Here is a 19,416-nt window from a genome sequence, read left to right as displayed (position 1 = left end):
TATTTTGGTGTTTCAGCTCACCCTTGGTGGTTTGATGATCATGTTCATGGATGAGGTCATCTCGAAGTGGGGGTTTGGCTCAGGTATCAGTCTCTTCATTGCAGCAGGTGTTTCTCAGCACTTGTTCATTCGTCTTCTCAGCCCCCTTCGTGAGGAAAGAGCGGCTTCTGCCTTTGTTGGGGTGTTGCCTGATTTGTTTCGCGCATTGGCCGATGGGGATGTTGCAACGGCGCTTTTGCACATATCCTCCATTGCCGCGACCGCACTTATCTTTGCTGTGGTGGTGTACACGCAGGCAATGAAGGTTGAAATCCCGTTGAGTTTTGGTCGTGTGAGGGGGCACGGGGTTCGCTGGCCACTTAACTTTTTTTACACGAGCAACATTCCTGTCATTCTGGTTGCAGCGCTCATCGCGAACGTCCAACTCTTTGCCCGCCTCTTGCAAGGTTGGCTGGGTCATGGGACGTTTTTGGGAGAGTTTAGTGATTCAGGAACGCCGATTGGCGGTCTTGCCGCGCTGTTGTTCAATCCGAACCTGTTGCGAAACATCATCGTAGGGGGTGTGAGCAACGTTTCGGCAACGTTGTTTTTTCAAGCAATACTCTACGTTTTTTTGTTCGCAGCGGGTTCAGTGCTGTTTTCGTGGTTTTGGGTGCAGACCTCGGGGCTTGATGCACGGTCGCAAGCAAAGCAAATGTTGGCGTCAGGTTTGCAAATTCCGGGGTTTCGGAAGGATCCTCGCGTGTTAGAGCGCATGCTTGAGCGGTACATAACGCCGTTGACGGTCATGGGTGGCTTGGCGGTAGGTCTCTTGGCGGCGAGTGCAGACCTCTTGGGGGCACTCACGTCAGGAACGGGGCTCTTATTGACGATTATGATTGTGTATCGGTTGTATGAAGAGGTTGCGCAGCAGCACGTTATGGATATGAATCCGATGTTGAGGAAGTTTATGGGGAAATAGTTCTTGCGGGGTGTGAAGTACTCGTTGACGGCCAAGCACTATCTTTATATAGGTGCTTTCTTTGCCGTTCATGGTGGTGTCGGATGTTCGTAGCGTGTTTGAGACAAGGGGTGTGGTGATGTCCTCGGAAGTGTGGAGGTGGTCGTGTGGTTCTTGATTTCTTGCTTGATCCTCTTTTAGGTCCGCTCTTGTTGCTTCCTCCTTGGCTGGGGATTTTGATTATTGCTTCCGTGATTAGCGTTCTCGTAACGGTTGCGTACAAGTACTTGACAGATCAGGAGCGTATGCGGACGCTCAAGGCAGAAATGAAGCAGCTTCAGCAGGATATGAAGCGCTTTAAGGATGATCCGAAAAAGTTGATGGAAGTGCAGTCGAAGCTCATGCCGAAGAATTTGGAGTACATGCGCCACTCGTTTCGTCCGACGTTATTTACCATGATCCCGATCATCATCATTTTCGGTTGGTTGAATGCACATTTTGCTTATCTTCCTATTGGTCCGGGGGACGTGTTTGAGGTGCGGGCGATTTTTAGTGACGGTCTCGAGGGGGACGTGACGTTGTCCTCGTCTCCTCCGTTGCGAAACGAGTCGCCGCTGACCGTTCCGCTTGTTGAAGAAGACGGCGTTTCCGTTGCTACGTGGAAGTTGGCAGGTGACGTGGGGGAGTATTCGTTGAAGGTAAAATTCGGTTCCGGCGCGTTCTTTGAAGAGCACGGGGCGGAAGTGGTCATTTCTGAAGGGAGGGAGTACGCTCCTCCCCGGGTGAAGGTGAAAGGGAGTGTTCTTCGTGAGATTCAGATTGGGTACGAGCCTGTAAAGCCGTTGGGGTCGGTAAGCTTGTTCGGGTGGCGTCCTGGCTGGTTGGGAACGTATATTTTGTTTTCTCTTGTGTTGAGCTTGGTGCTCAGAAAGCTCTTGCGGGTGAGTTAGATTATTTTTCGTTAGATTATTTTTTTAGTTGGTTTTGGCCGGTTATCCTAGTGTTAGCTTGAGGGCGAGCATGACGAAGATGCCGAGGAGGAAGGCTGCGAGTGTTGCTTGTTTTGGTTTGGCTTCGCACGCGTCTTTGTGGAGTTCGGGGATGAGGTCTGTACATGCTATGTAGATGAAGTTTCCTGCAGCGAAGGCGAGGAGGTAGGGTGTGGCGCTTTCGGCGATAGTAGTGAGGAGGAGGGCGGCGATGGCGCCGAGGAAGGCGGTTGTCGCGGTGAGGAAGTTGAAGAGGAGGGCTTTTCCTTTTCGAAACCCTCCATGAATGAGGATGGCGAAGTCGCCGAGTTCTTGGGGTATCTCGTGGGCGATAACTGCGAGGGTTGTTGCTACCCCAACGCTGGTGCTGACGAGGTAACTGCTTGCGATGATGACGCCATCGATGAAGTTATGTATTGCGTCACCGGCGAGGTTGATGTAGGCGAAGGGGTGGGCGTGGGCGAGGTCTGTGTGTTTATGGCAGTGTTGCCAGTGAAGGTAGCGTTCAAGGATGAGGCTTGCAAGGATGCCTGCGAGGATGAGAATGCCTGTTGAGAGTTCGGTGTTGAGGCTTCCTAGTTCTGGGAGGATGTGGAGGAAGGCGTCGCCTAAGAGGGTGCCTGCTGCAAAGGAGACGAGGTAGATGGTGATTGCTTGTTGTGTTTTAGTTGTGAGTGCGAGCGTGATGGCGCCGATGAACGAGATGAGGCTAACGAGGGTGATGCTGAGGATAGTAAGGATGAGGGGGTCGTTGAGAAGGGGCATTGTGCAGCGGGGTTTTTGTGGCTTGTTTTTTTTTGTGTTTCTTTGGTTCTTTCTTTTAAAGTTTTGTTCTTTTTGCGTCTTTGAAAGAAGTGTGTGAAGCCGGGACCGGGGGAGTGGGTGTTTGGCTTCACCCACAAAATGATTTCAATATGGAAAAAAAAGGGTTTTGTTCTCAAAACCTTTAAATATTTGGCACTTGTGCAACGCAAGAACGGTGGAAGAAGAAAAAAACGCTGGTTCAGCTGAAGCCCTGCATGAGGCGTTGAAGGAGCCAAGCCCGTCGCCTTCTCGCAATCAACCCTCTAGCGATCATTTGCCCCTGAAGCAGAAGGTCGAGGCGCTCTTGTTTGCTTCTGGAAAACCAATGAAGGTCGATCAACTCTCGAGCTTGACCGGCGCTGACATTGGCGAGCTCAACCAGGCGTTGGCCCAGCTCAAGCAAGAGTATGATGAGCGAGGCAGCGCGCTCACGTTTTTTGAGGAGAACGGCGCTTGGAAGATGAACGTTCGCGAGGCGTACCTCTCACTCGTTCAGCAAATCGTTGCTGACACGGAACTCGCTATGCCCATCATGGAGACGTTGGCAGTAATTGCGTATCAGAAAAACCCGCTTCAGGCGGATGTGGTAAAGATTCGTGGTTCTGGAGCGTACGAGCACATTGCTGAGCTTGTCAAGTTCGGTTTCGTTACGAAAGTGCCGGAAGGAAGGTCGTATCGGCTCAAGCTTTCTGAAAAGTTCTACGAGTATTTTGACATTGAGGACCAGGCTGATGTAGACAAATTTTTTGAAGACGTGAAAAAGCCCGAGCCGCCTCCTCCTCAAGAAGAGGCTTCGCCGCTTCCTGAACCTGCGCAAGTAAAGCAGGCGCTTGAAAAAATTGAAATCTCTCCAGAGCAAAAAAAAGAGCAGGAAGTGTTTTTGCAAGAAATTGAGCAGAAAATTGCATCGGTGAGAGAGAAGAACGACGAGTTGGAGCGTGACGCGTTGTTCGAGCGTGAAAAGGTGTTGCCTGCAGGAAGTGAGGAAGCGAACCCTCCTGAACAAGAGGGTGTGAAACTCGAAGAAGGGGCGGAACAAAAGGAGGCGAGCATCTTTACCGGTGAGCCGACGCTTCTCGAGCCGTTGAGCAAAGACGTTGAGGAGGAGATTGAAGCGGAGGAGGAGCGGCTAACAAAAGAGCAGCAGCAGACTGAGACAGAAGATGATGCTATTTTGCCAGAGGCGGCTCCGCTGGTCGTTCCACAATCAGACGGTGCTGGAGAAGAAGACGCGAAGAAAGAAGCAAACGTCGGAACTGTCACGAAGCACGAAGGCGCTCAGGGCGCCGAGTCAAAGCAAGAGCGTGGGAAGGATGAGTCATGAATATTGTTCAAGAAAGAGGATCGGAGAAGTTTCTTGTGCCAAGCGAGTCTGGCAAGGACGTCTATCACGTTGACATTGTGCAACCGTTTTGTGAATGCCGTGATTTCATTATTAGTGCTGTAAGGGAGGGGAGGGTGTGCAAGCACATTAAGAAAGTTCGGGAGCTGCTCGGCATGCCTTCTGAGCGGGGAAGCGCGACTGCCGAAGACAATTCCTCTTCTGCGGATGGTGAGAGCCGCGAGTAAGCAAAGGTGTTTTTTTTCTTGTTGTTTGGCCTTGTTGATTATGGTCCGGTATTGTTTACGTGTTTTGCTTGCGTGTTTTTGTGGAATGCTTTTTGGATGTGGTCTCGAAAAAGGTGCACATGTTCTCTAATAAGGGAGATTTCTTGCTTCTGGTGTTTTTTGTCAACGACATCGATGACGAAAACAGCGTGAAGGTCGTCGTAGTACAGGTAGAGGATGCGCTTGTTTCCAAACTTTTTTTCATGAAGGCAAGGGATGCCGAGGGGCTTGCCAGTGTGGGGGTTGTCTTGTATGTGTTTGAGTTCACGCTCAACCCTGTCGAGTTCGCTCATATCGTGGCGGTGCCGGTCTTGCCAGCGTTTGAACCGCTCTGAAAAGAAAAGCATAGCGCTCACACGTTCACCCGCAGGCGCTTAATTTTTGGTGCGGCTTCAAACAGGCCGTCCTTACCACGCTTTCCTGCGTAGACAACAGCCTCCTTTCGTTTGAGAGCTTGGACTTGTTTCTTTGCATTGGCCTTTGTTGTGCGAAGATGTCTTGCGATGTCTCTGTACGTTTTTTGGCCGGTCATGAGGAATCTGAGTAGGGCGCGCTCTTGCTGGTTGAATTTTTTCTTGAACGCTTCAATACCTCGTGCTCTGGGTTTTGATGTTGAGTACTGTGCAACGTTGATGCCGTTCACGGCGAGGATTTCCCTTGCAGCGTGGTACGTGATGCGGTAGCGCGGGTTCTTGATGAGTGGGTTGTTTTGGCCGAACTTGGTGTGGTGGAAGTCAAAGAGGAGTTCGGTGTATTCTAGCAAGCGCCGGGGGTTGCCGTCGGCGCAGGCTACGAGGAGGCCGAGGGCTTCTTCTTCGATCTTCTGAGAGAAGTTTTTTCTCCCTCGTTTAAGTCTGAGGCGAATGATGTCTTTCATTTCGTCGCTGTCAAGCGTTCGCAGTTCGATGATGCGGTTGCCGAGGCGTTCCTTGAAGGCGGGCGTGACGTTGCGCAGGACTTTGTCGATTTGGGCTATGATGATGGCCTTGATGCGTCGTGCTTGTTTGTTTTCCCACTTGGCTCGTGCTTCGAGGACGAGTCGGGGGTCGGTGTCTTGGAATTCATCAATGAGAAGGACGGGTGTTTTTGAGGGGAAGTTGCGCAGCCTGAGTCGGTCGAAGAAGGACCTTTTCTTCTTGAGTTCGTCTTCGAGGCGAAAGCCAGGGGGCAGGTCTTGTGCGTCGAGGTAGATGAAGGTGTGGCCGGGGAGGGTTTGTTCGACTCTTCGCAGGAGGCTGCTTTTGCCGCTCCCTGTCAGGCCTGTGAGGAAGCAGAGTTCTCCTTTTAAGATGAAGTTCTTGAGCAGCTCTTCTTCGTATTGGAGGCCGACGAGTCGCGGGTTTGGGCGAATATCGAGCGGGTTTTCTTTGAAGCCGAGTGCGGTGTACCACGTCATGGCGGAGGTGTTGTTTTTCAAAGGCGTTTTTCTGGCCTTGTTGAGCGTTTTATGGGTTGATGGCAGTCTTTCCTGTTTTCTCCTTTTTTTTTTCTCAAGCAAGAGGTGCTCATGTACAACTACTAAACAGTCGACCGCACGATAGGCCTTCTTACGCGTGTTGTGCATATAAACTTTTTGCTTGCTTCCAGAACACAAAGGTCGTGCGTAAGAACTGGATTCTTGCTTTTTCTCAGAGGGGGGTGTGCTCTGTTGTCGTCGAGCGAAAGTTTTAAATACTCGCTCAGCAATCGACGAGGATATGGCAAAGGAACAAGAGAAGAAGTTTTCTAAGCAGCTCTTAGGGAAGACTGTCGTGTCCAAGACGGGGAAACGTTTTGGCGAGGTTGGAGACATCATTTTTGAGGCGAGTTCAGGTGAATTAATTCATATTGTTTTGAAAAGCCCGACGAGTTACACGGAGAAGCTCGAGCTTGAGCGATCAAAAGAAGGGGACTTGCTCATTCCTTACTCTGCCGTTATCGCGACAGGTGATTACGTTGTCGTGAGTGAAGAGGATATCGTCTAGGTTTGTAGGTGTAGTGATAGGTGTGATGAAGTTCGGCAGGGCTGCTCGCCACTGCTGCTTTTAAAAGGCCGTTCTTGTTTTGTGTACCTGCAGCGTTTTTTTTTGGGTTGGCGTTCGGGTGTGGTGCTCGGAGTGGCAAGGTTTAAATAACGCAAGAGGGTCACTCTTTTTCTATGGATTTTGCGGTGTGGACGGAGAAATACAGGCCAAGGACGTTTTCTGAAATCAAAGGCCAGGAAGATGTTGTTGGCAGGGTTTCCTCGTTTGTCAAGGCGAAGAACATGCCTCACTTGCTCTTTGCAGGCCCTGCGGGGGTTGGGAAGACGACACTCTCGCTTGTTATTGCACGGGAGCTCTTCGGCGAGGCGTGGACGGAGAACTTCTTAGAATTGAACGCGTCGGACGAGCGGGGCATCGATGTTATTCGCGTTAAAGTAAAAGATTTTGCCAGGACGCGCCCTTTTGGTGATGCTCCCTTTAAAATTGTGTATCTTGACGAGTGTGATGCGCTCACGAAGGAGGCGCAGCAAGCGTTGAGGCGGACGATGGAAAACTTTACGCAAACGTGCAGGTTCATCTTGAGTTGTAATTACTCAAGCAAAATCATTGATCCCATACAGTCTCGCTGTACGCTGTTCAAGTTTAAGCCCTTGAGCGAGCAGGATTTGTACGAGATCGTGGATCGTATTGCAAAGGAGGAATCGCTCACTATTGATGAGAATGCGAAGAAGGCGCTTTTCGATGCGTGCAGAGGGGATGTGAGGAAGGCTGAAAATATTTTGCAGGCGTGCGCCGCGATGAGCAAGAAGGTTTCTGAGTCTTCAATTTTTCTCTTGGCAAGCTTGGCGCGCCCAAAGGAGCTTCAAAACGTGTTGAGCTTGGCGGTCAAGGGCGAGTTTAAGCGAGCCAGGGATGAGTTGTTTTCAACCATGCTTACCTATGGCTTGTCGGGGCTTGATGTCATTAAGCAGCTTCAACAGCAGGTTTGGAATATGGACTTCCCTGATGCGTTAAAGCTTGCTATAACGGAGCGGTGCGGCGAGGCTGAGTTCCACCTTGTTGAAGGCGCTGACGAGTTCGTCCAGCTCGAAGCGCTCTTGGCGTTTGTGGTTCGCGAGGGCGCTCGGCAAACGTCGTAAAAGTGGAGAAAAAGCGCGGTCTCAACAAGCGAGTGTGCATTGTTTTCTTCAGTAAGTTTTTTCTCAGCCGTTAGAAGCCGATGCTGCTGAAAGCGTTGTAGAACGGCGCGTTGAGACTTGCTCTTCGCGGATAGTAATTGCCGTACCAGGTCGTAGCGTAGGGGTAGGCGTAGTAGGGTTGGTACCACGTGGGGTAGTTGACGGGAGAGTAGATGTAGGGGACTGCTTTGCGAAGGCCCCAGAGTTGGCCGACGCCGCCCGGGGAGAATCCTCCTGAGCGGGGCGGTGACGTGTAGGTGTAGAATTTTGCTGAGTTGTCGATGTTTGTCGGGCCTGGCCCGATGTAGAGGTTCACTGGTTGTGAGCTCCTGCTCCAGCGGGTGTAGTGGTACGAGGGGTAGTATCGTCCTGTGCTCGTCGTTGAGTAGACGGTGTAGGCGAGCGTGCTCCCTGCTAAGAGGAGGGTGATGAGGAGTGCGGCAGTGATGGTGAGGAGTTGTTTCGTTGGTCTCATGGTGCTCGGGATTTTTTTCCTCCGTTTTTGTCGGTTTAGCAGAGGAGAAAGCAACATCAACTTATAAAGCTTTCGCTACCACGCAGTGAGAACTCTCGCAAGTGGTGTGGGGGGCACTCTTTTTAGCGTCTCGCATCGAAGAATCGCATAAAAAAAGAGGCTTCACGGCTTGAGCTTGCCAATGAGGAAGGACTGCAGCGTATTCCTTGCTCCTTGAGAGTGGGGCGTGCCGGATCCCATCGGCCTGGTTTCAAATAAGTCGGTCGCGTCCTTGCCACACCCTTGGAGGATTGCGGGGCCGCCAGGGTGGGAAGAAACATATGCTGTGACATCGTAGACGTTACCGTGGATGACCATCCAGCAGTCCTCCTTCGTAGCATGGCTGGCCACGTCTGCAAGCGAAAAGAAGCGCTCTTGTTCTTGTTCCTGCTTTTGTGCTTGCTCTGGTTTTTCAGAAGGCGCAGGTGGTGTTGTGGGCTGGGTTGCTGGTTGCTCACGACTCGTGCTTGGCGCTGTTTGCGGTGGGCTTTGGTCTGTGGCGCTGCACCCGGCAAGAACGAGGAGGAGTATGGCCAGCGACGCAGCTATGAAATGAGAATGAAGCGTCCTATTTGATTGCATGGTGGCACTTGAATAAAAATGGTTTTTTAAATATTGTGAAAGTCAACTCCAAGGAGCGATTAGCGCAGGGCTCTTGCCCAGCATCTCTCGTGTTTTCCAACAAAGTAATGGCGGGCGCTAGGCGGGGTTATGGTTGGGGCGTGTCCTGGATAAGAATTTGTTGGTCGATGTACTGCCCGTAGCGGTAGCGCAGCTCGATGTCGAGCCAGTCTTGGAAGACTTGGACGGAACTTCCTCCGACGTTTTCAATGGTGCACGTGACTTGTGTCGGCGCGCCATTGAGCAGAACAACAGACCCTTGATTTGAGCCTTTAAAGCGCGGGCAGGAAATGCGGTAGTTAGGATCGTCAAGCGGTCGTACAATGACGTCAACGACGTTTTTGTTGCGCAAGTTGCGCACAGAATAGTCGCAATGTTCCCCCTCAGTTCTGGCAAAGATTTGGCCTGTCCCGACGTGTTCTATTTGGAAAACAACCTGAATTTTATTGTTGTTGAGGGGGTTTTGCACGAGGGAGGTTATGTGAACCGGCCCGCCGGAGTTTTGCGGGATTTTTTCTCCTCTCGCTTGGCAAATAGAAACGTCGCCTGAAGTCTCCACAACGTCGTTCTTAATGCAGATTTGGGTAGTGGTGAATGTTTGGTAGTCGTAGCAGAGGTTGGAGCGAATGGCGATGGGTGATGTGCCAAAGAGGTCGGGGAGGTAGCTGAGGCCATCGAACGTGACTTGGGTGATGTCTCCGTCAATGGGTTGGCCGTCAAAGTTCATTTTTGAGCCGCGAAGCTCTGTTGCGAGGCTTTGGACGAGGTCGGCTTCCGTAACGCCGAACTGAACAGGATTGATGCCGGTGAGGGACACTTCTACAAAGGGGTTTGGTGTTCCCGGGCCGACGTCTGCCTCCCCCACGTTGCTGATGATCAGGCCGATGGCGAAGGGCAGTTGGCCGTTGTCGTAGATAACAGCGGGAGGCATGCCGTCTAAGTAGTACATTTCCAGGCCGACGTTGCCTCCTTTGAATTGGGGCGGAATAGTGTTCGTGTCAGGAGAGGATTTGCAGCTCGCGAGGACGAGCAGTACGGTGAGGAGAAGGAGGAAGGCAGTGTTTTTAAAAACGTGTCCGCTCATCGTTTCGTTTTCCTCTAGTTCCTCTTTCCTCAACGTTCACCTTTATAAATCTATCGACAGGGGGGTATTGTAGGATTGGTTCTGCATTACGTAATGCGTTTGATGGTGACGGTTCTTCGGTCGGTTTGGGAGTAGCCGTACCAGAGTTCAATGATGAGTGGTGTTTCAAAGGCTGATTTCAGGTTGCGCAGCCGGCTGATGTCGTAGCTGCACGTGAATCGCCCAACGCCGTTTTGGAGGCGGACTTTAAAGTCAGGTGAGCATTCGAGGCGGGGGTCTCCTTCGATGAGACTGGCGGTGCCGATTCGTACGTCACCAATGTAAACGACGTCGAGCATTTTGCTGGTGACGCGGCCGGGGAAGTACGGTGAACAGTATTCAATGTAGCCGGGGTCGAAGATCTTCCCGGTGCCGACGTTGCGGACTTCAAAGTCGAAGCGGACTTTGAGAGGTGTGTTTTCTTGGTAGATGGATGTTATCGTGACGGGGGCTCCTTGGCCCTTGCCCCACGTGATGGTTCGTGGTCTGCAAACTTTTTCTCCTTCGTTGAAGGGTTCTGGGTCGATGCAGACGAGTGGTGTTGCGTAGGTGGTGTAAAGGTAGCAGCTGGTGAGGAGGAAGTTTTGCCGGATTTCGTCGAGTCCTGCGGGCCAATCGTGCAGGTAGCCCGTGTAGGTGTGCAGGGCGGTTTCTCCTCCTGGGTACTCGTACGTGTCTCCTGCAAGGATGTACTCGAGGCCGTTGTAGCGGTCAAAGTCCAGGCCGGCGAAGAGGGAGAGGAAGAGGCGGCCTCGTTTGGCGTACTCGTAGTCGACGCCCGCAAAGGATATTTCGCTTCGCCATCCGCTGTCTTCTTTGGAAAAGTCGACGCTGATGGGGCTGGTGAAGAGTTTTTTGGAGGAAATATGCGTCCCGAAGACGTCATCAATGGTTTGCGCAAGGTTTTCTATGCGAACGTCAATGCCGCCGCTCCTGCTCGTCCCGATGCGTACCCCGTCGCAGCGAAACACGGCGCCGAACCTGCCCGTTGCGAGGTTGCCCACGTCAAGGGCGCAGGCTCCTGCTCCGTCAGGGTCGATGAAGATATCGTCGAAGGTGATGAGGTTGGGGTCAAAGCCGGAGAGGTAGAGTCCGCCTCGAGCCATGCTCGCGCCCACGTTGGCTACTTCGACTTCAATGTCGATAGGGTTGTCTTCTCGTCCTCCACCGGCGTAGTAGTAGAGTTTCGGGGGCACTCGCACGAATCGTGCTTCGACGCCGCGTGTTCCTTCGTAGTACTCCCTGGTGGAAGGCGGCGAATCTGGATTGGTTCTCCCATTCCACAAGGTGCATGAAGAGAAGAGAAGCAGAACGCTTATGGCAGCGAGAACGAAAAGTGCTGATCGTGTTTTGCGGTGCATGGTGGAACGATATTTTTGTTCTCACTGCACATGATAATTTATAAAGTTTGCGACGCAGTTACGAAAAACGAAAAGGTATGAAAAGGCAACGAGCGGAGAGGGCGAGCGCTTTTGCTGGCGTGCTCTTCTGCTCTTTATTTTGCGCAGCAAAAGCCGATGTCGCATGCGCGGTTGTTAAAGATGCATCGCTGCTGGTCAAGAGGGTTGTTTGCGTTGAGCACTTGGCACTCTCTCGCCGTGCAAGAACACGAGAAGCTGCTGCCGTTCTCCTTATAGAGGGGGTATGCGTTGAAGAATTCGCAGCGCGGCTCGCTCAGATGTGTTGCGCAGTATTCACAGAGCGAAAGGCAGGATTCGCCAACCTTGATCATGCCTTCCTGGCATTCTCTTTCTTCTACGAGCGTCGGACCCGGGCTTTGCCTAGCGTGTGTTATCGTTATTTGCTTTTTCTTGGTCTCAAGATAGGTGTAGGTGAGCTCGATGGTGAGAATGGTTTCGTAGTTTGACTTTCCGAGCACGCCCTCGTCACCCGGGAAGGTGCAAAAGACCGTGCCTTCTTGTTCCATTAGGTGGACGAGTTCTGGAGTGCATGAGAGTTGTTTTCCTCCGAGCGTTGCGTTGATGTGCACGGTGTTGAGTGTTTCTTCGCTTCCTTGCAGGCTGCATTGCTGTGCTAGTGTTTCTTGAGGTGTCGGGGCGAGGATGATGCCGTTGCCAATGTGCGTGATGGTGATGCGAATGTCAGGTTTCACTTTGAACTCTTCTGTTTCAGGCGAGGGGAGGGGGAGGAAGTCGGATTCGACGGTGGTTATGGCGACGGGCGCGCCTTGGTCTTGGAAGGCGAGGGGTGTTGCGTAGCACACTTCATCTCTGCGGTTTTCATAGTACTTGCTTAAGTCAACGCAGAGGGGGGTGGAAAGGAAGGTGCGATACGGGTAGCACATGGTAAGCGAAATGTCTGTATATGATTGAGAGAACGAAGCGTCTGCTTGTTTTGCTTCGAAGAGCGCAATGTCAAAGACGTTCTGCTCGCCCTGCGGGTATGCTTCAGATTTTCCTTCAAGCTGGATGTTCATGTCTGGCAGGAGTGTTCTGGTGAGGCGCAGGTACCGCGGGTCGAAGCCGAGCTTGACGATGCCGAATGAGTTGTTGTTCAACGAGCTTGCTCCTTTGTTATGGGCGAGGATGCTCAGAACGAAGCTTCTGCCTTCGAATACTTCATCGGGCGGTCGGCCAGGTGTGAAGTCGAACACGACGCCTTCTCTTCCTTGGTAGATGGGGGGTGTGGTTGGGGGTTGGGAGCAGGAGGAGAGCAGGGCAAGAAAGAAGAGTGCTGCGATGATGGCGAGCGTGTTCGGACTGAAGGAGGACCGCGGCGCGCGAGGTGTCATGCTTGAATCACCCGGAATGTTGTTTGATCACTGAGTTCGAAGATGTAATCCGCCGAGATTTTGAATGTTCGTGTTGCTCCAGGGTCTGAGGTGAGCAGGGTGGAGAGCGCTTCATCTTCCGGGTTGATCGCAAGGAAGCAGTCAACGCTGGTGACGGCTTGTCTCTCGTTGAGAAGGGCTTTGTTCCAGAGGTAAACTGTCGCCTCTTCTGAAGGGGTTACTTGGTCTGGTTGGATGGGTGTGCAGCCTTTGAGGGTGAAGGGGCGGGGGATTTCGAGTTCCATTCTGGTGACGGAGCGAACCTTGCCTTTGCTGTGTTGTGGCATTGCGGGTTTGAGTTCCCACGAGATGAGTCGGTCGAACTCTTCAGGATGTGCTGGGTCGATGGTGACGGGGAGGGTTTGCATGTCTCCTTTCACGGCGAGGTTGACCGGGCCTGGCGTTTGGATCACGACGGGTTTTTTGATTTCGGAAAAGAGTTCTTCAAAACCTTCGTAGCGTTCAAACTCGCTGTAGATGTTGAGGTTCATAAAGACGAAGGGGATTATCGCTTCTGTTCGGAAGGGGAAGGTGAGCGATACGGTGGCTCTTCGTCTCAGTCCGGGCTGGAAGGTGCCGGGGCTGAACGTGCATCGAACGGAGCGGGATTGTCTGTCGTGGACGGTGATTTTGGAAGGGTAGGTGTCGCCGCTGATCCCGGTGTCGCTTCTGCAGCTAGGAATGATGTCGTACGCGTTGCCGTGCAGGGTTGCTGCAGTGACTTGGGAGATGATGTAGGTGGTCTGGGTTGCCGTGATTGGTTCTTGTCCTGAGAGGCGGGTTTCTATTTTGACAGCGTAGGGCAGTTCTTTGTCGGGGTTGTCTACTTCGGTTTGGTAGAGGAGAACGTCGCGTTTGTAACCTTCAATGAAATTGACGATTTTTTTTGGGAGTTGTTTGCCTGTTTCAACAGGCCCCCAAATCATGGTGACGACGCCGCCCTTGACTTGGTCCCAGAGGGAGGTCATTGCTTGAAAGACAGGGAGGTGGCTTGATTGGATGGTTTCGGTGAGGGGTGTTGCTATGTGTACGAATTGAAAGCTGATGATGATGCCGATTACTGCCCAGAAGATGAACCATCTCCTTGCCCAGATGGTGATGCGGGAGTCGTCGCCTGTGAAGAAGGCGAGGTAGAGTGGCCAGACGGGGAAGATGATGAGGAGAAGGACACTGAAAGGCGTTAGTGGGATGAGGTAGGTGCTCACGATCCAGGGAAGCGCCCAGGAGATGAGCGAGAGGGCGATGGCGATAGGGAGTGTGTGGAGGAAGCTTCCTTCGAGGAGGGCCGCTGCAAGAAAGGCGAGGATGATGTAGAGGATGAGGAAAGCGTAGGACGTTTGGTTGGCTCGTTCGAATTGGAAGAAGAAGTCTGCGAGGAAGACGAGGAACCAGGCCAGAAAGAAGAGTCCTGCTTTGCTGTCTTTTGCTTTTTGTAAACCGATGATTGCTACTTTTTGTGCACCGACAGCGCTTTTAACTGCGGCCTCGCGGAGCTTGCTAGGTTCCTCTTTGCGTGAGGGGCGTTCCTGGCGAGGAGGGGGTGTTGAGGGTGTCATGGCCGTTCTCTCTTTTTTTTTCTTTTGCGCGCTCGAGGATGAAACGATAGGTGATGAAAGGGGGGTTGGCCGACTAGATGAGGTCAATGCGAGCTTCTCGGATGATGAAGGGGTCTTGTGCGAGGAAGTGAATGGTGTTTCCAGCAGGTTTGAGGAAGCGGGCGCTGATGGGTGTTTGGTAGGCCACATCGGTTGTGTCAAAGGTTTCGAGGTAGCCGTTAAGGTTGATCGTGCCTACTTTTCGTTTCCCGAATTCTGCAAAGGAGATGGTAAGTATTGCTTGTGCGTTCCCCGAAACGAGGTCGTTGTACGCGGCGGGTGGGATGTTGAAGTAGAAAAGAGACGGGCTTGCTTTCCTTGGGATGGTGTTGATTCTTGCTTGGTCGATGTAGACCGCGCCGTTTTCAATGAGGTATTGAACGGTGTTGTCTCCCGGCCGGAGCCATTGTGGTGAGACTTCGAGGGTGAGGAGGGTGTTGCATTCAACAAAGCTTGAGAAGAGCAGTCCTCCGTTGATGCTGATGGATAGGAATACGGGCTGGTCGCAGGTGGGGAAGAGTTCTAGCGTGGCGGATTGTGTGTTGCCGAGTTCGTCTCTGCTCAGCGAGAAGTGTTGTTCTGCCACGGTGGAACTTTTGTCGACGACGTCAGCTGCGATGACAACGTTTCGCAGGGTGTAGGCGTGTCGCGACCAGAAGTATGGATTTGGGGAGTCTGTGAAGAAGGTGATGTTGTTGTCGCCCGTTCGCAGCGTGGTCGAGGGGAGGGTGATGGGAGGAGGGCTTCCTGGCGGGGTGTTGTCGAGGTAGATGGTTTCGCCGTTGAGCGCGATGCCGAGTTTGCCGTGCCCTTCTTCCACGTTGAAGGAGAGGAAGACGGGATCGGTTGTTCCTGGCGGCGCGTTGAAGCGAAAGGTTGCTTTGCGGTTGGTTAGAAAGCTCCTCGTCACGGCTACGTTTGCAACGCGTAGGAGTTCTTGTGCGTCCTTTCTCGTAAAGAGCGGGACAGGCGGGAGGGCGTGTTTGATCGCGTCTTCGCCGCCGGGAACGACGAGTCCTACTTGTTTGGCAAAGAGTGCATGCCCTTGGTACGGCGCTCCTGGCACGAAGGTTGGACCATCGTTGAGGAGGACGTTGCGGTCTTCTGCGGGAAGGAGGAGGATGTAGAAGAAAAGGATCACGCCGATGAGAACAACAAAGGTTGCTGCTCGGGACCCGCTTTGTCCTCGTTGATTCATAGTCAAATCCTACGCGCAAGACTATTTAAATATTTCTTTTCGACGCAGGGCTTCTTTTGGTGTTTTTTCCTGTTTTTTCGTTTCTCTTTTCTTTTTTTCTTCTTTCTCTTTTTTTTGTTGGTATCGCCCTTTTGGCCTTGCGAAAGCCCGCAGGGCAACACAGAAAACATAACGGAGAACAGAAAACAGAAAATATAAAAAAACATAAAAAGAGGCGTTCTTTTTTGAGGTTCAAAGGTGGTGATGCTGGTCAGTGGTTTTGTCAAGTGCTAATCGAGAGCGCGTTGCTGGTGCCGCCAGTAACGATGGACGCGAGGGCGCCGATACGTCGAAACAGGGCGAGACTGCTTCGCGTCGAGACGGCGCGCCCTTGCAGGAGGCGAGTGCTTTTGCAGATCAAAACAAGGCGGCCTCTTCAGCGCTGGCAAGGCAGGTGTGGTCGTTGGCTATTTTCCTTTCAGGAGTTGTTGTCGTGTTGGTTTCTTTTCTTTTCTGGCTGATCTACCTTCTCGTGCTTCTTGGCGTTGCTCTTCCTTTACCGATTCTTGCATTCGCACTTCTTGTTGCCATTGGCAACCTCGCCCTTCGTTTTTTCGCGTGGGAGCTGCACGCCCATTCGGTCAGGCTGAATGCAGGACTTGCACGGTTGCTTCTTGAGGAGAAGTTTTTGGGGAACTTCAACTGGCACGCGGCAATAGCCGTGCTTGACGGAGTGTTTTTTCTTTTCGTCCTCAGCATGCCCGCTTCTTCCACGTCGATGCGCGCCGGCGCTGCCGTTGCAGCGATTCTTCGCATCTTTTTCGTCTTGGAGACGTATAAGAAAGATCATGCCGTTCATGTTTCACTTCGTAATGCTCCCCGCCCCCTCCTGGAGGCGGATGGCGAGATGGAGCGGAGCGTTTTAAGAGAGCGAGAGCGTGTTCGCGAAGTGCCCGCGTCAAGCGACGTATCCGCACTCGAGTTAGAAGCGCGCAAGGCTTTGAAAAAAATTCAGGAAGATTTGCGCAAGCAAAAAGAGGCGCTGGAAAAAGAGGAGCGTGGTGTTGACAAGATTGAGGAAGTGCCGTTCATTCCTGCCCGGCTGTCCTCTTCAAAGCACACGAGGAAGAAGCAATCTTCTTCAAAAAAGCAAGGAAGTGCTACGAAATCTACGAAAAGAGCGCGGGCGAAAAAACAGAAGGGAGTGAGGGTCTCAAAGAGGCAAGGAGCGGCGAAGGCGCGAGAGCCGCTTTCGAAGAAGCGTCGTAGCGTGGTGAAGCAGGCCGCGCCGAAGCGGTCGAAGGGGAGGGCTGCTAAAAAGAAAGCCGGGCGGAAGTCGAAGAAGAAAACAGCGAAGTGAAGAGAACGCTATTTCTCGCTGGCTGAAGGTGAAGGAAGGGTGGCTTCATGCTTGCTCCTGTGTTTGCCTGTGCGTGATTAGGGGCTACGGTGTTTGCGCCGTTTCTCTCTGGCTTCCTTGTCAAGCAGGGGTTCTCACAGGGGTTGTTGCTTTTTGTTGTCGCTTTTTTTTATTTTATTTTAGTGGAGGTTTTTCGGTCTCTTGTTCGCTTTCGGTGCAGTGGTGAAGCACTCGGGTTTCGTGCAGCACGTGTTGTGAGAGGACGTTAGGAAAAAATGGAGAAGAAAGGGAAATAGAAAGGGTAATGGCAAATATATTATATAAGTGGTCATTAATGGGTTGTGCAACGCCTGCTGCAACGCCTGCATATCGGTGGCACCGGCGTTGGCAGAACGGTCAGGAAGCGCACTCATGCAAATTATTAAAGAGGATTGGAAGAATGGCAAAGTACTGCTCAAGGCAGAGCAGAGTGACGACTTTTGGTATTTGCACCAGCTCATAGAAGAAGGGGATACGGTGCGGGCAGGAACGGAGCGGAAGATAAAGATTGGTGACGCGGCTTCGGAGCGAAACCCGCGTGTTGTACGAAAGAAAGTGACGCTCACGCTGCGTGTAGAAAAAACAGAACTCTCGCACGAGGCGCTCAGGGTGAGCGGCGTCATCCTTGAAGGCCCTGAAGACATCCCCGCCGGGGCGCATCACACTATTACTGTTGAAGCAGGAACCGTTCTCACGTTGCAGAAGCAATCGTGGGGGAGCTATCAAAAAAAGTACTTGTTGGAGAGTGTGCAAAGAGAGCGCAGAGTTTTTTTGCTTGTTCTCTTTGACAGGGAGGAAGCATTGGTTGCGAAGCTGACGCCTGCTGGTTATGAAGTTGTCGGGCGAGAGCGGGGGAGTGTTGCGAAAAAAGCAGATATGAAAGTTGCGCACTCAAGCTTTTATGCCGAGCTTGCAAACATCGTGGTCGAGCTTGCTAATGTGCACCGTGCAGACACGATAATTCTTGCCAGCCCTCATTTCTGGAGCGGGTATTTGCAGGAGGCCTTGCCTGCCAAGCTCAAGGAGAAGACGGTGTCGGTGACGTGTTCGAGTGTTTCAGAAGCAGGCATTATGGAAGTGTTGAAGCGTCCGGAGCTGCGCTCGATGTTGCAGAGTGAGCGGGCGGCGAAGGAAGCGGGGCTTGTTGAAGAGGTAAAGGCGGCCATTGCGCAGGAGAGGTCCGGATGCGGCTTGTCCGAAGTGAGCAAGCTTGCCCAGGAAGGGAACGTCTCGCGCGTTTTTGTTGCTGATAAGGCGATTGCGCGTTGGAAAGAGGAAGGCATCTTCGGAAATGTTGAGGCGGTGTTGCGAACGGTTGAGGGTGTAGGGGGTGAGGTGCACATCTTTTCTACTGATGATGCAAACAGGGTTCTTGAAGGTGTTGGCGGGATTGCCTGCATAAAGCGCTGGTGAGAGAGCATGGGCGAGAGGAAGCGTTTGAGCGGTTCGCATAATGTCTCTGTTGCACGTGGAAGAAAAGAGATGGCGAGTGCGAGTGTTGCTGCTTTGGCGAATGTGCTTTCAGAATCCGTGCTCAAAAAGCAAGAGTTGTCAGGTCTTGATAAGGATTTTGTTATCCGTGCAGTAAGGAAGTATTTGGAGAAGAACCCGCGCATGTATGAGCGCGTCGCCGCTGCGGCGTTGAGCGCGAAGGGTTCGGGAGGCGAGGGTGAAAGCAGGGTCTCCAATGACGTCCTGCGTGATTCCTCGTTTGTGAGGAATGCTTCTGTTCGAAGAGTGCAAAAAGAAGTGCGCGCATTTCTTCGTGACATCTACGGTGCGTTTTGGCTTCCGTCTTGGAAGAAGCGCGAGCGGCTCTTGGAAAACGTGCTGAAGCATCCTGGCATTGAGGAGCATCGGGCGCTTCTTCGTTTGCACCGGAGCACGAATGAACGGGTCTTGTTTTATGAGAGGCTCTATGCAGACTTGTTCGCGGTCACTGGGAAACCAAAGAAGATTCTTGATCTCGGGAGCGGGCATAATGTGTTCTCCTATCCGTTCCTTGGTTGCGCGCCCACGTATCATGTTCATGTGTTGAGCAGGAGGGACGCGGAGTTCGTGAAGCGGTACTTGAGAGGGAGGGGGATTGCTGGAGATGTGTTTTTTGGTGATTTGACGAAGGGCGTGCCTGAAGTGGAGGTGGATGTTGTGTTCCTCTTCAAACTCCTCGATGTTTTGGAAACGCAGAAGCGAGGTTGTAGTGTTGTTTTGCTTGAAGCGTTGCTTAGTAGGTCGTCATGGGTGGTGGTGAGTTTTTCGACGGAGAGCTTGAGTGGGAAAGCACAAATCCCTCTTGAGCGGAGGAGGTGGTTTCTGCGCTGGCTTGAGAAGAAGGAATCTGCTCAGGTCGTCATACCGAACGAAGCGTTTTACCTCGTGAAGGGAGAACGTAAAACTTCATTGCAGAGTAAAACAGCACCATTCCCGAGCCGTAAAAAACAGTAACATATTTATAGTAGTTATATACTTTTTGCTACTGAAAAGGGGGTGAGGTCAAGATTGTATTTTTGACCCGCTTTTTGGAGGCGAAGACATGATTGTACGAGAAGAGTTTCTGAGCAAGCTACGACGATATTTTAATCTGAACCTCTATGAAGTGAAGATTTGGACTGCTTTGCTTTCTCGTGGTGTGAGTACTGCGGGTGAGTTGAGTGATATTGCGAATGTGCCGCGTTCTCGTTCGTATGATGTGTTGGAGAGTTTGGAGAAGAAG

General features: G+C 52.1%; 22 protein-coding genes. 12 read left to right on the top strand and 10 right to left on the bottom strand.

Annotation, left to right across the window (positions count from 1 at the left end; translation table 11 throughout):
* Position 1 precedes the first annotated feature (1 nt).
* Together D6783_03045 and D6783_03040 are read left to right on the top strand one after the other, a co-directional pair.
* Positions 2-961 (top strand): hypothetical protein, encoded by a 960-nt coding sequence (locus D6783_03045; GenBank protein ID RME53078.1) that lies wholly within the window; start codon positions 2-4, stop codon positions 959-961.
* A 146-nt stretch (positions 962-1,107) separates the two neighbouring features.
* Positions 1,108-1,890, top strand: a complete 783-nt coding sequence (locus D6783_03040; protein ID RME53077.1) for a DUF106 domain-containing protein — start codon at positions 1,108-1,110, stop codon at positions 1,888-1,890.
* Positions 1,891-1,932: 42 nt separating this feature from the next.
* Here D6783_03040 and D6783_03035 read toward each other — a convergent pair whose 3' ends face one another.
* Positions 1,933-2,694 (bottom strand): ZIP family metal transporter, encoded by a 762-nt coding sequence (locus D6783_03035; protein RME53081.1) that lies wholly within the window; start codon positions 2,692-2,694, stop codon positions 1,933-1,935.
* A 196-nt stretch (positions 2,695-2,890) separates the two neighbouring features.
* Between D6783_03035 and scpB the strand changes: the two genes are divergently transcribed.
* Complete coding sequence (scpB, locus tag D6783_03030) at positions 2,891-4,057, top strand: SMC-Scp complex subunit ScpB (protein ID RME53076.1); 1,167 nt, start codon at positions 2,891-2,893, stop codon at positions 4,055-4,057.
* On the top strand, positions 4,054-4,302 hold the full coding sequence (locus D6783_03025; protein ID RME53075.1) for a hypothetical protein: 249 nt from the start codon (positions 4,054-4,056) through the stop codon (positions 4,300-4,302). Before scpB ends, D6783_03025 begins: the two co-directional genes overlap by 4 nt.
* A 38-nt stretch (positions 4,303-4,340) precedes the next feature.
* Here the strand turns inward: D6783_03025 and D6783_03020 are convergent, their stop codons facing one another.
* Together D6783_03020 and D6783_03015 are read right to left on the bottom strand one after the other, a co-directional pair.
* Positions 4,341-4,688, bottom strand: coding sequence for a hypothetical protein (locus D6783_03020; GenBank protein RME53074.1), 348 nt, complete (start codon positions 4,686-4,688; stop codon positions 4,341-4,343).
* A 5-nt stretch (positions 4,689-4,693) separates the two neighbouring features.
* Complete coding sequence (locus tag D6783_03015) at positions 4,694-6,136, bottom strand: AAA family ATPase (GenBank protein RME53073.1); 1,443 nt, start codon at positions 6,134-6,136, stop codon at positions 4,694-4,696.
* Here D6783_03015 and D6783_03010 point away from each other — a divergent pair.
* Both D6783_03010 and D6783_03005 read left to right on the top strand, forming a co-directional pair.
* A complete protein-coding gene (locus tag D6783_03010) occupies positions 6,039-6,305 on the top strand; it encodes a hypothetical protein (protein ID RME53072.1) in 267 nt (88 codons plus the stop codon). The two genes, D6783_03015 and D6783_03010, sit on opposite strands and share 98 nt — an antisense overlap.
* Before the next feature lie 173 nt (positions 6,306-6,478).
* Positions 6,479-7,444 carry a replication factor C small subunit gene (locus D6783_03005; GenBank protein ID RME53071.1) on the top strand — a complete coding sequence of 322 codons (966 nt, stop codon included), beginning with the start codon at positions 6,479-6,481 and terminating at the stop codon, positions 7,442-7,444.
* Between the two features lie 70 nt (positions 7,445-7,514).
* Here D6783_03005 and D6783_03000 read toward each other — a convergent pair whose 3' ends face one another.
* The 7 genes from D6783_03000 to D6783_02970 form a co-directional block, all read right to left on the bottom strand.
* Entirely contained in the window at positions 7,515-8,015 is a 501-nt protein-coding gene (locus tag D6783_03000) for a hypothetical protein (protein ID RME53070.1), read from the bottom strand.
* A gap of 105 nt (positions 8,016-8,120) precedes the next feature.
* Positions 8,121-8,579, bottom strand: a complete 459-nt coding sequence (locus D6783_02995; protein ID RME53069.1) for a hypothetical protein — start codon at positions 8,577-8,579, stop codon at positions 8,121-8,123.
* Between the two features lie 127 nt (positions 8,580-8,706).
* A complete protein-coding gene (locus D6783_02990; protein RME53068.1) occupies positions 8,707-9,735 on the bottom strand; it encodes a hypothetical protein in 1,029 nt (342 codons plus the stop codon).
* 53 nt (positions 9,736-9,788) lie between these two features.
* Positions 9,789-11,102 carry a hypothetical protein gene (locus D6783_02985; protein RME53067.1) on the bottom strand — a complete coding sequence of 438 codons (1,314 nt, stop codon included), beginning with the start codon at positions 11,100-11,102 and terminating at the stop codon, positions 9,789-9,791.
* A 134-nt stretch (positions 11,103-11,236) separates the two neighbouring features.
* The gene (locus tag D6783_02980) at positions 11,237-12,493 is read right to left on the bottom strand and encodes a hypothetical protein (protein RME53066.1); all 1,257 of its coding nucleotides are present in this window, start codon (positions 12,491-12,493) and stop codon (positions 11,237-11,239) included.
* Positions 12,490-14,088, bottom strand: a complete 1,599-nt coding sequence (locus D6783_02975) for a hypothetical protein (GenBank protein ID RME53065.1) — start codon at positions 14,086-14,088, stop codon at positions 12,490-12,492. Before D6783_02975 ends, D6783_02980 begins: the two co-directional genes overlap by 4 nt.
* Before the next feature lie 73 nt (positions 14,089-14,161).
* Complete coding sequence (locus D6783_02970) at positions 14,162-15,268, bottom strand: hypothetical protein (GenBank protein ID RME53064.1); 1,107 nt, start codon at positions 15,266-15,268, stop codon at positions 14,162-14,164.
* Between the two features lie 63 nt (positions 15,269-15,331).
* On the opposite strand from D6783_02970, the gene D6783_02965 reads away from it, so the two are divergent.
* The 6 genes from D6783_02965 to D6783_02940 all read left to right on the top strand — a co-directional run.
* Positions 15,332-15,523, top strand: a complete 192-nt coding sequence (locus tag D6783_02965; protein ID RME53080.1) for a hypothetical protein — start codon at positions 15,332-15,334, stop codon at positions 15,521-15,523.
* Between the two features lie 55 nt (positions 15,524-15,578).
* Positions 15,579-16,664 (top strand): hypothetical protein, encoded by a 1,086-nt coding sequence (locus D6783_02960; protein RME53063.1) that lies wholly within the window; start codon positions 15,579-15,581, stop codon positions 16,662-16,664.
* Between the two features lie 89 nt (positions 16,665-16,753).
* Positions 16,754-16,933, top strand: coding sequence for a hypothetical protein (locus tag D6783_02955; protein RME53062.1), 180 nt, complete (start codon positions 16,754-16,756; stop codon positions 16,931-16,933).
* Positions 16,934-17,036: 103 nt separating this feature from the next.
* Positions 17,037-18,116 carry an mRNA surveillance protein pelota gene (locus tag D6783_02950; protein RME53061.1) on the top strand — a complete coding sequence of 360 codons (1,080 nt, stop codon included), beginning with the start codon at positions 17,037-17,039 and terminating at the stop codon, positions 18,114-18,116.
* Positions 18,117-18,122: 6 nt separating this feature from the next.
* A complete protein-coding gene (locus D6783_02945; protein ID RME53060.1) occupies positions 18,123-19,148 on the top strand; it encodes a hypothetical protein in 1,026 nt (341 codons plus the stop codon).
* A gap of 88 nt (positions 19,149-19,236) precedes the next feature.
* Positions 19,237-19,416 (top strand): hypothetical protein (locus D6783_02940; GenBank protein RME53079.1); only part of this gene is annotated, 180 nt, incomplete at its 3' end.

The organism is Candidatus Woesearchaeota archaeon, assembly GCA_003694805.1.
Taxonomy (GTDB): domain Archaea; phylum Nanobdellota; class Nanobdellia; order Woesearchaeales; family J110; genus J110.
Note: the sequence above shows the minus strand (reverse complement) of the source record. Positions and strands in the feature narration are given on the sequence as shown.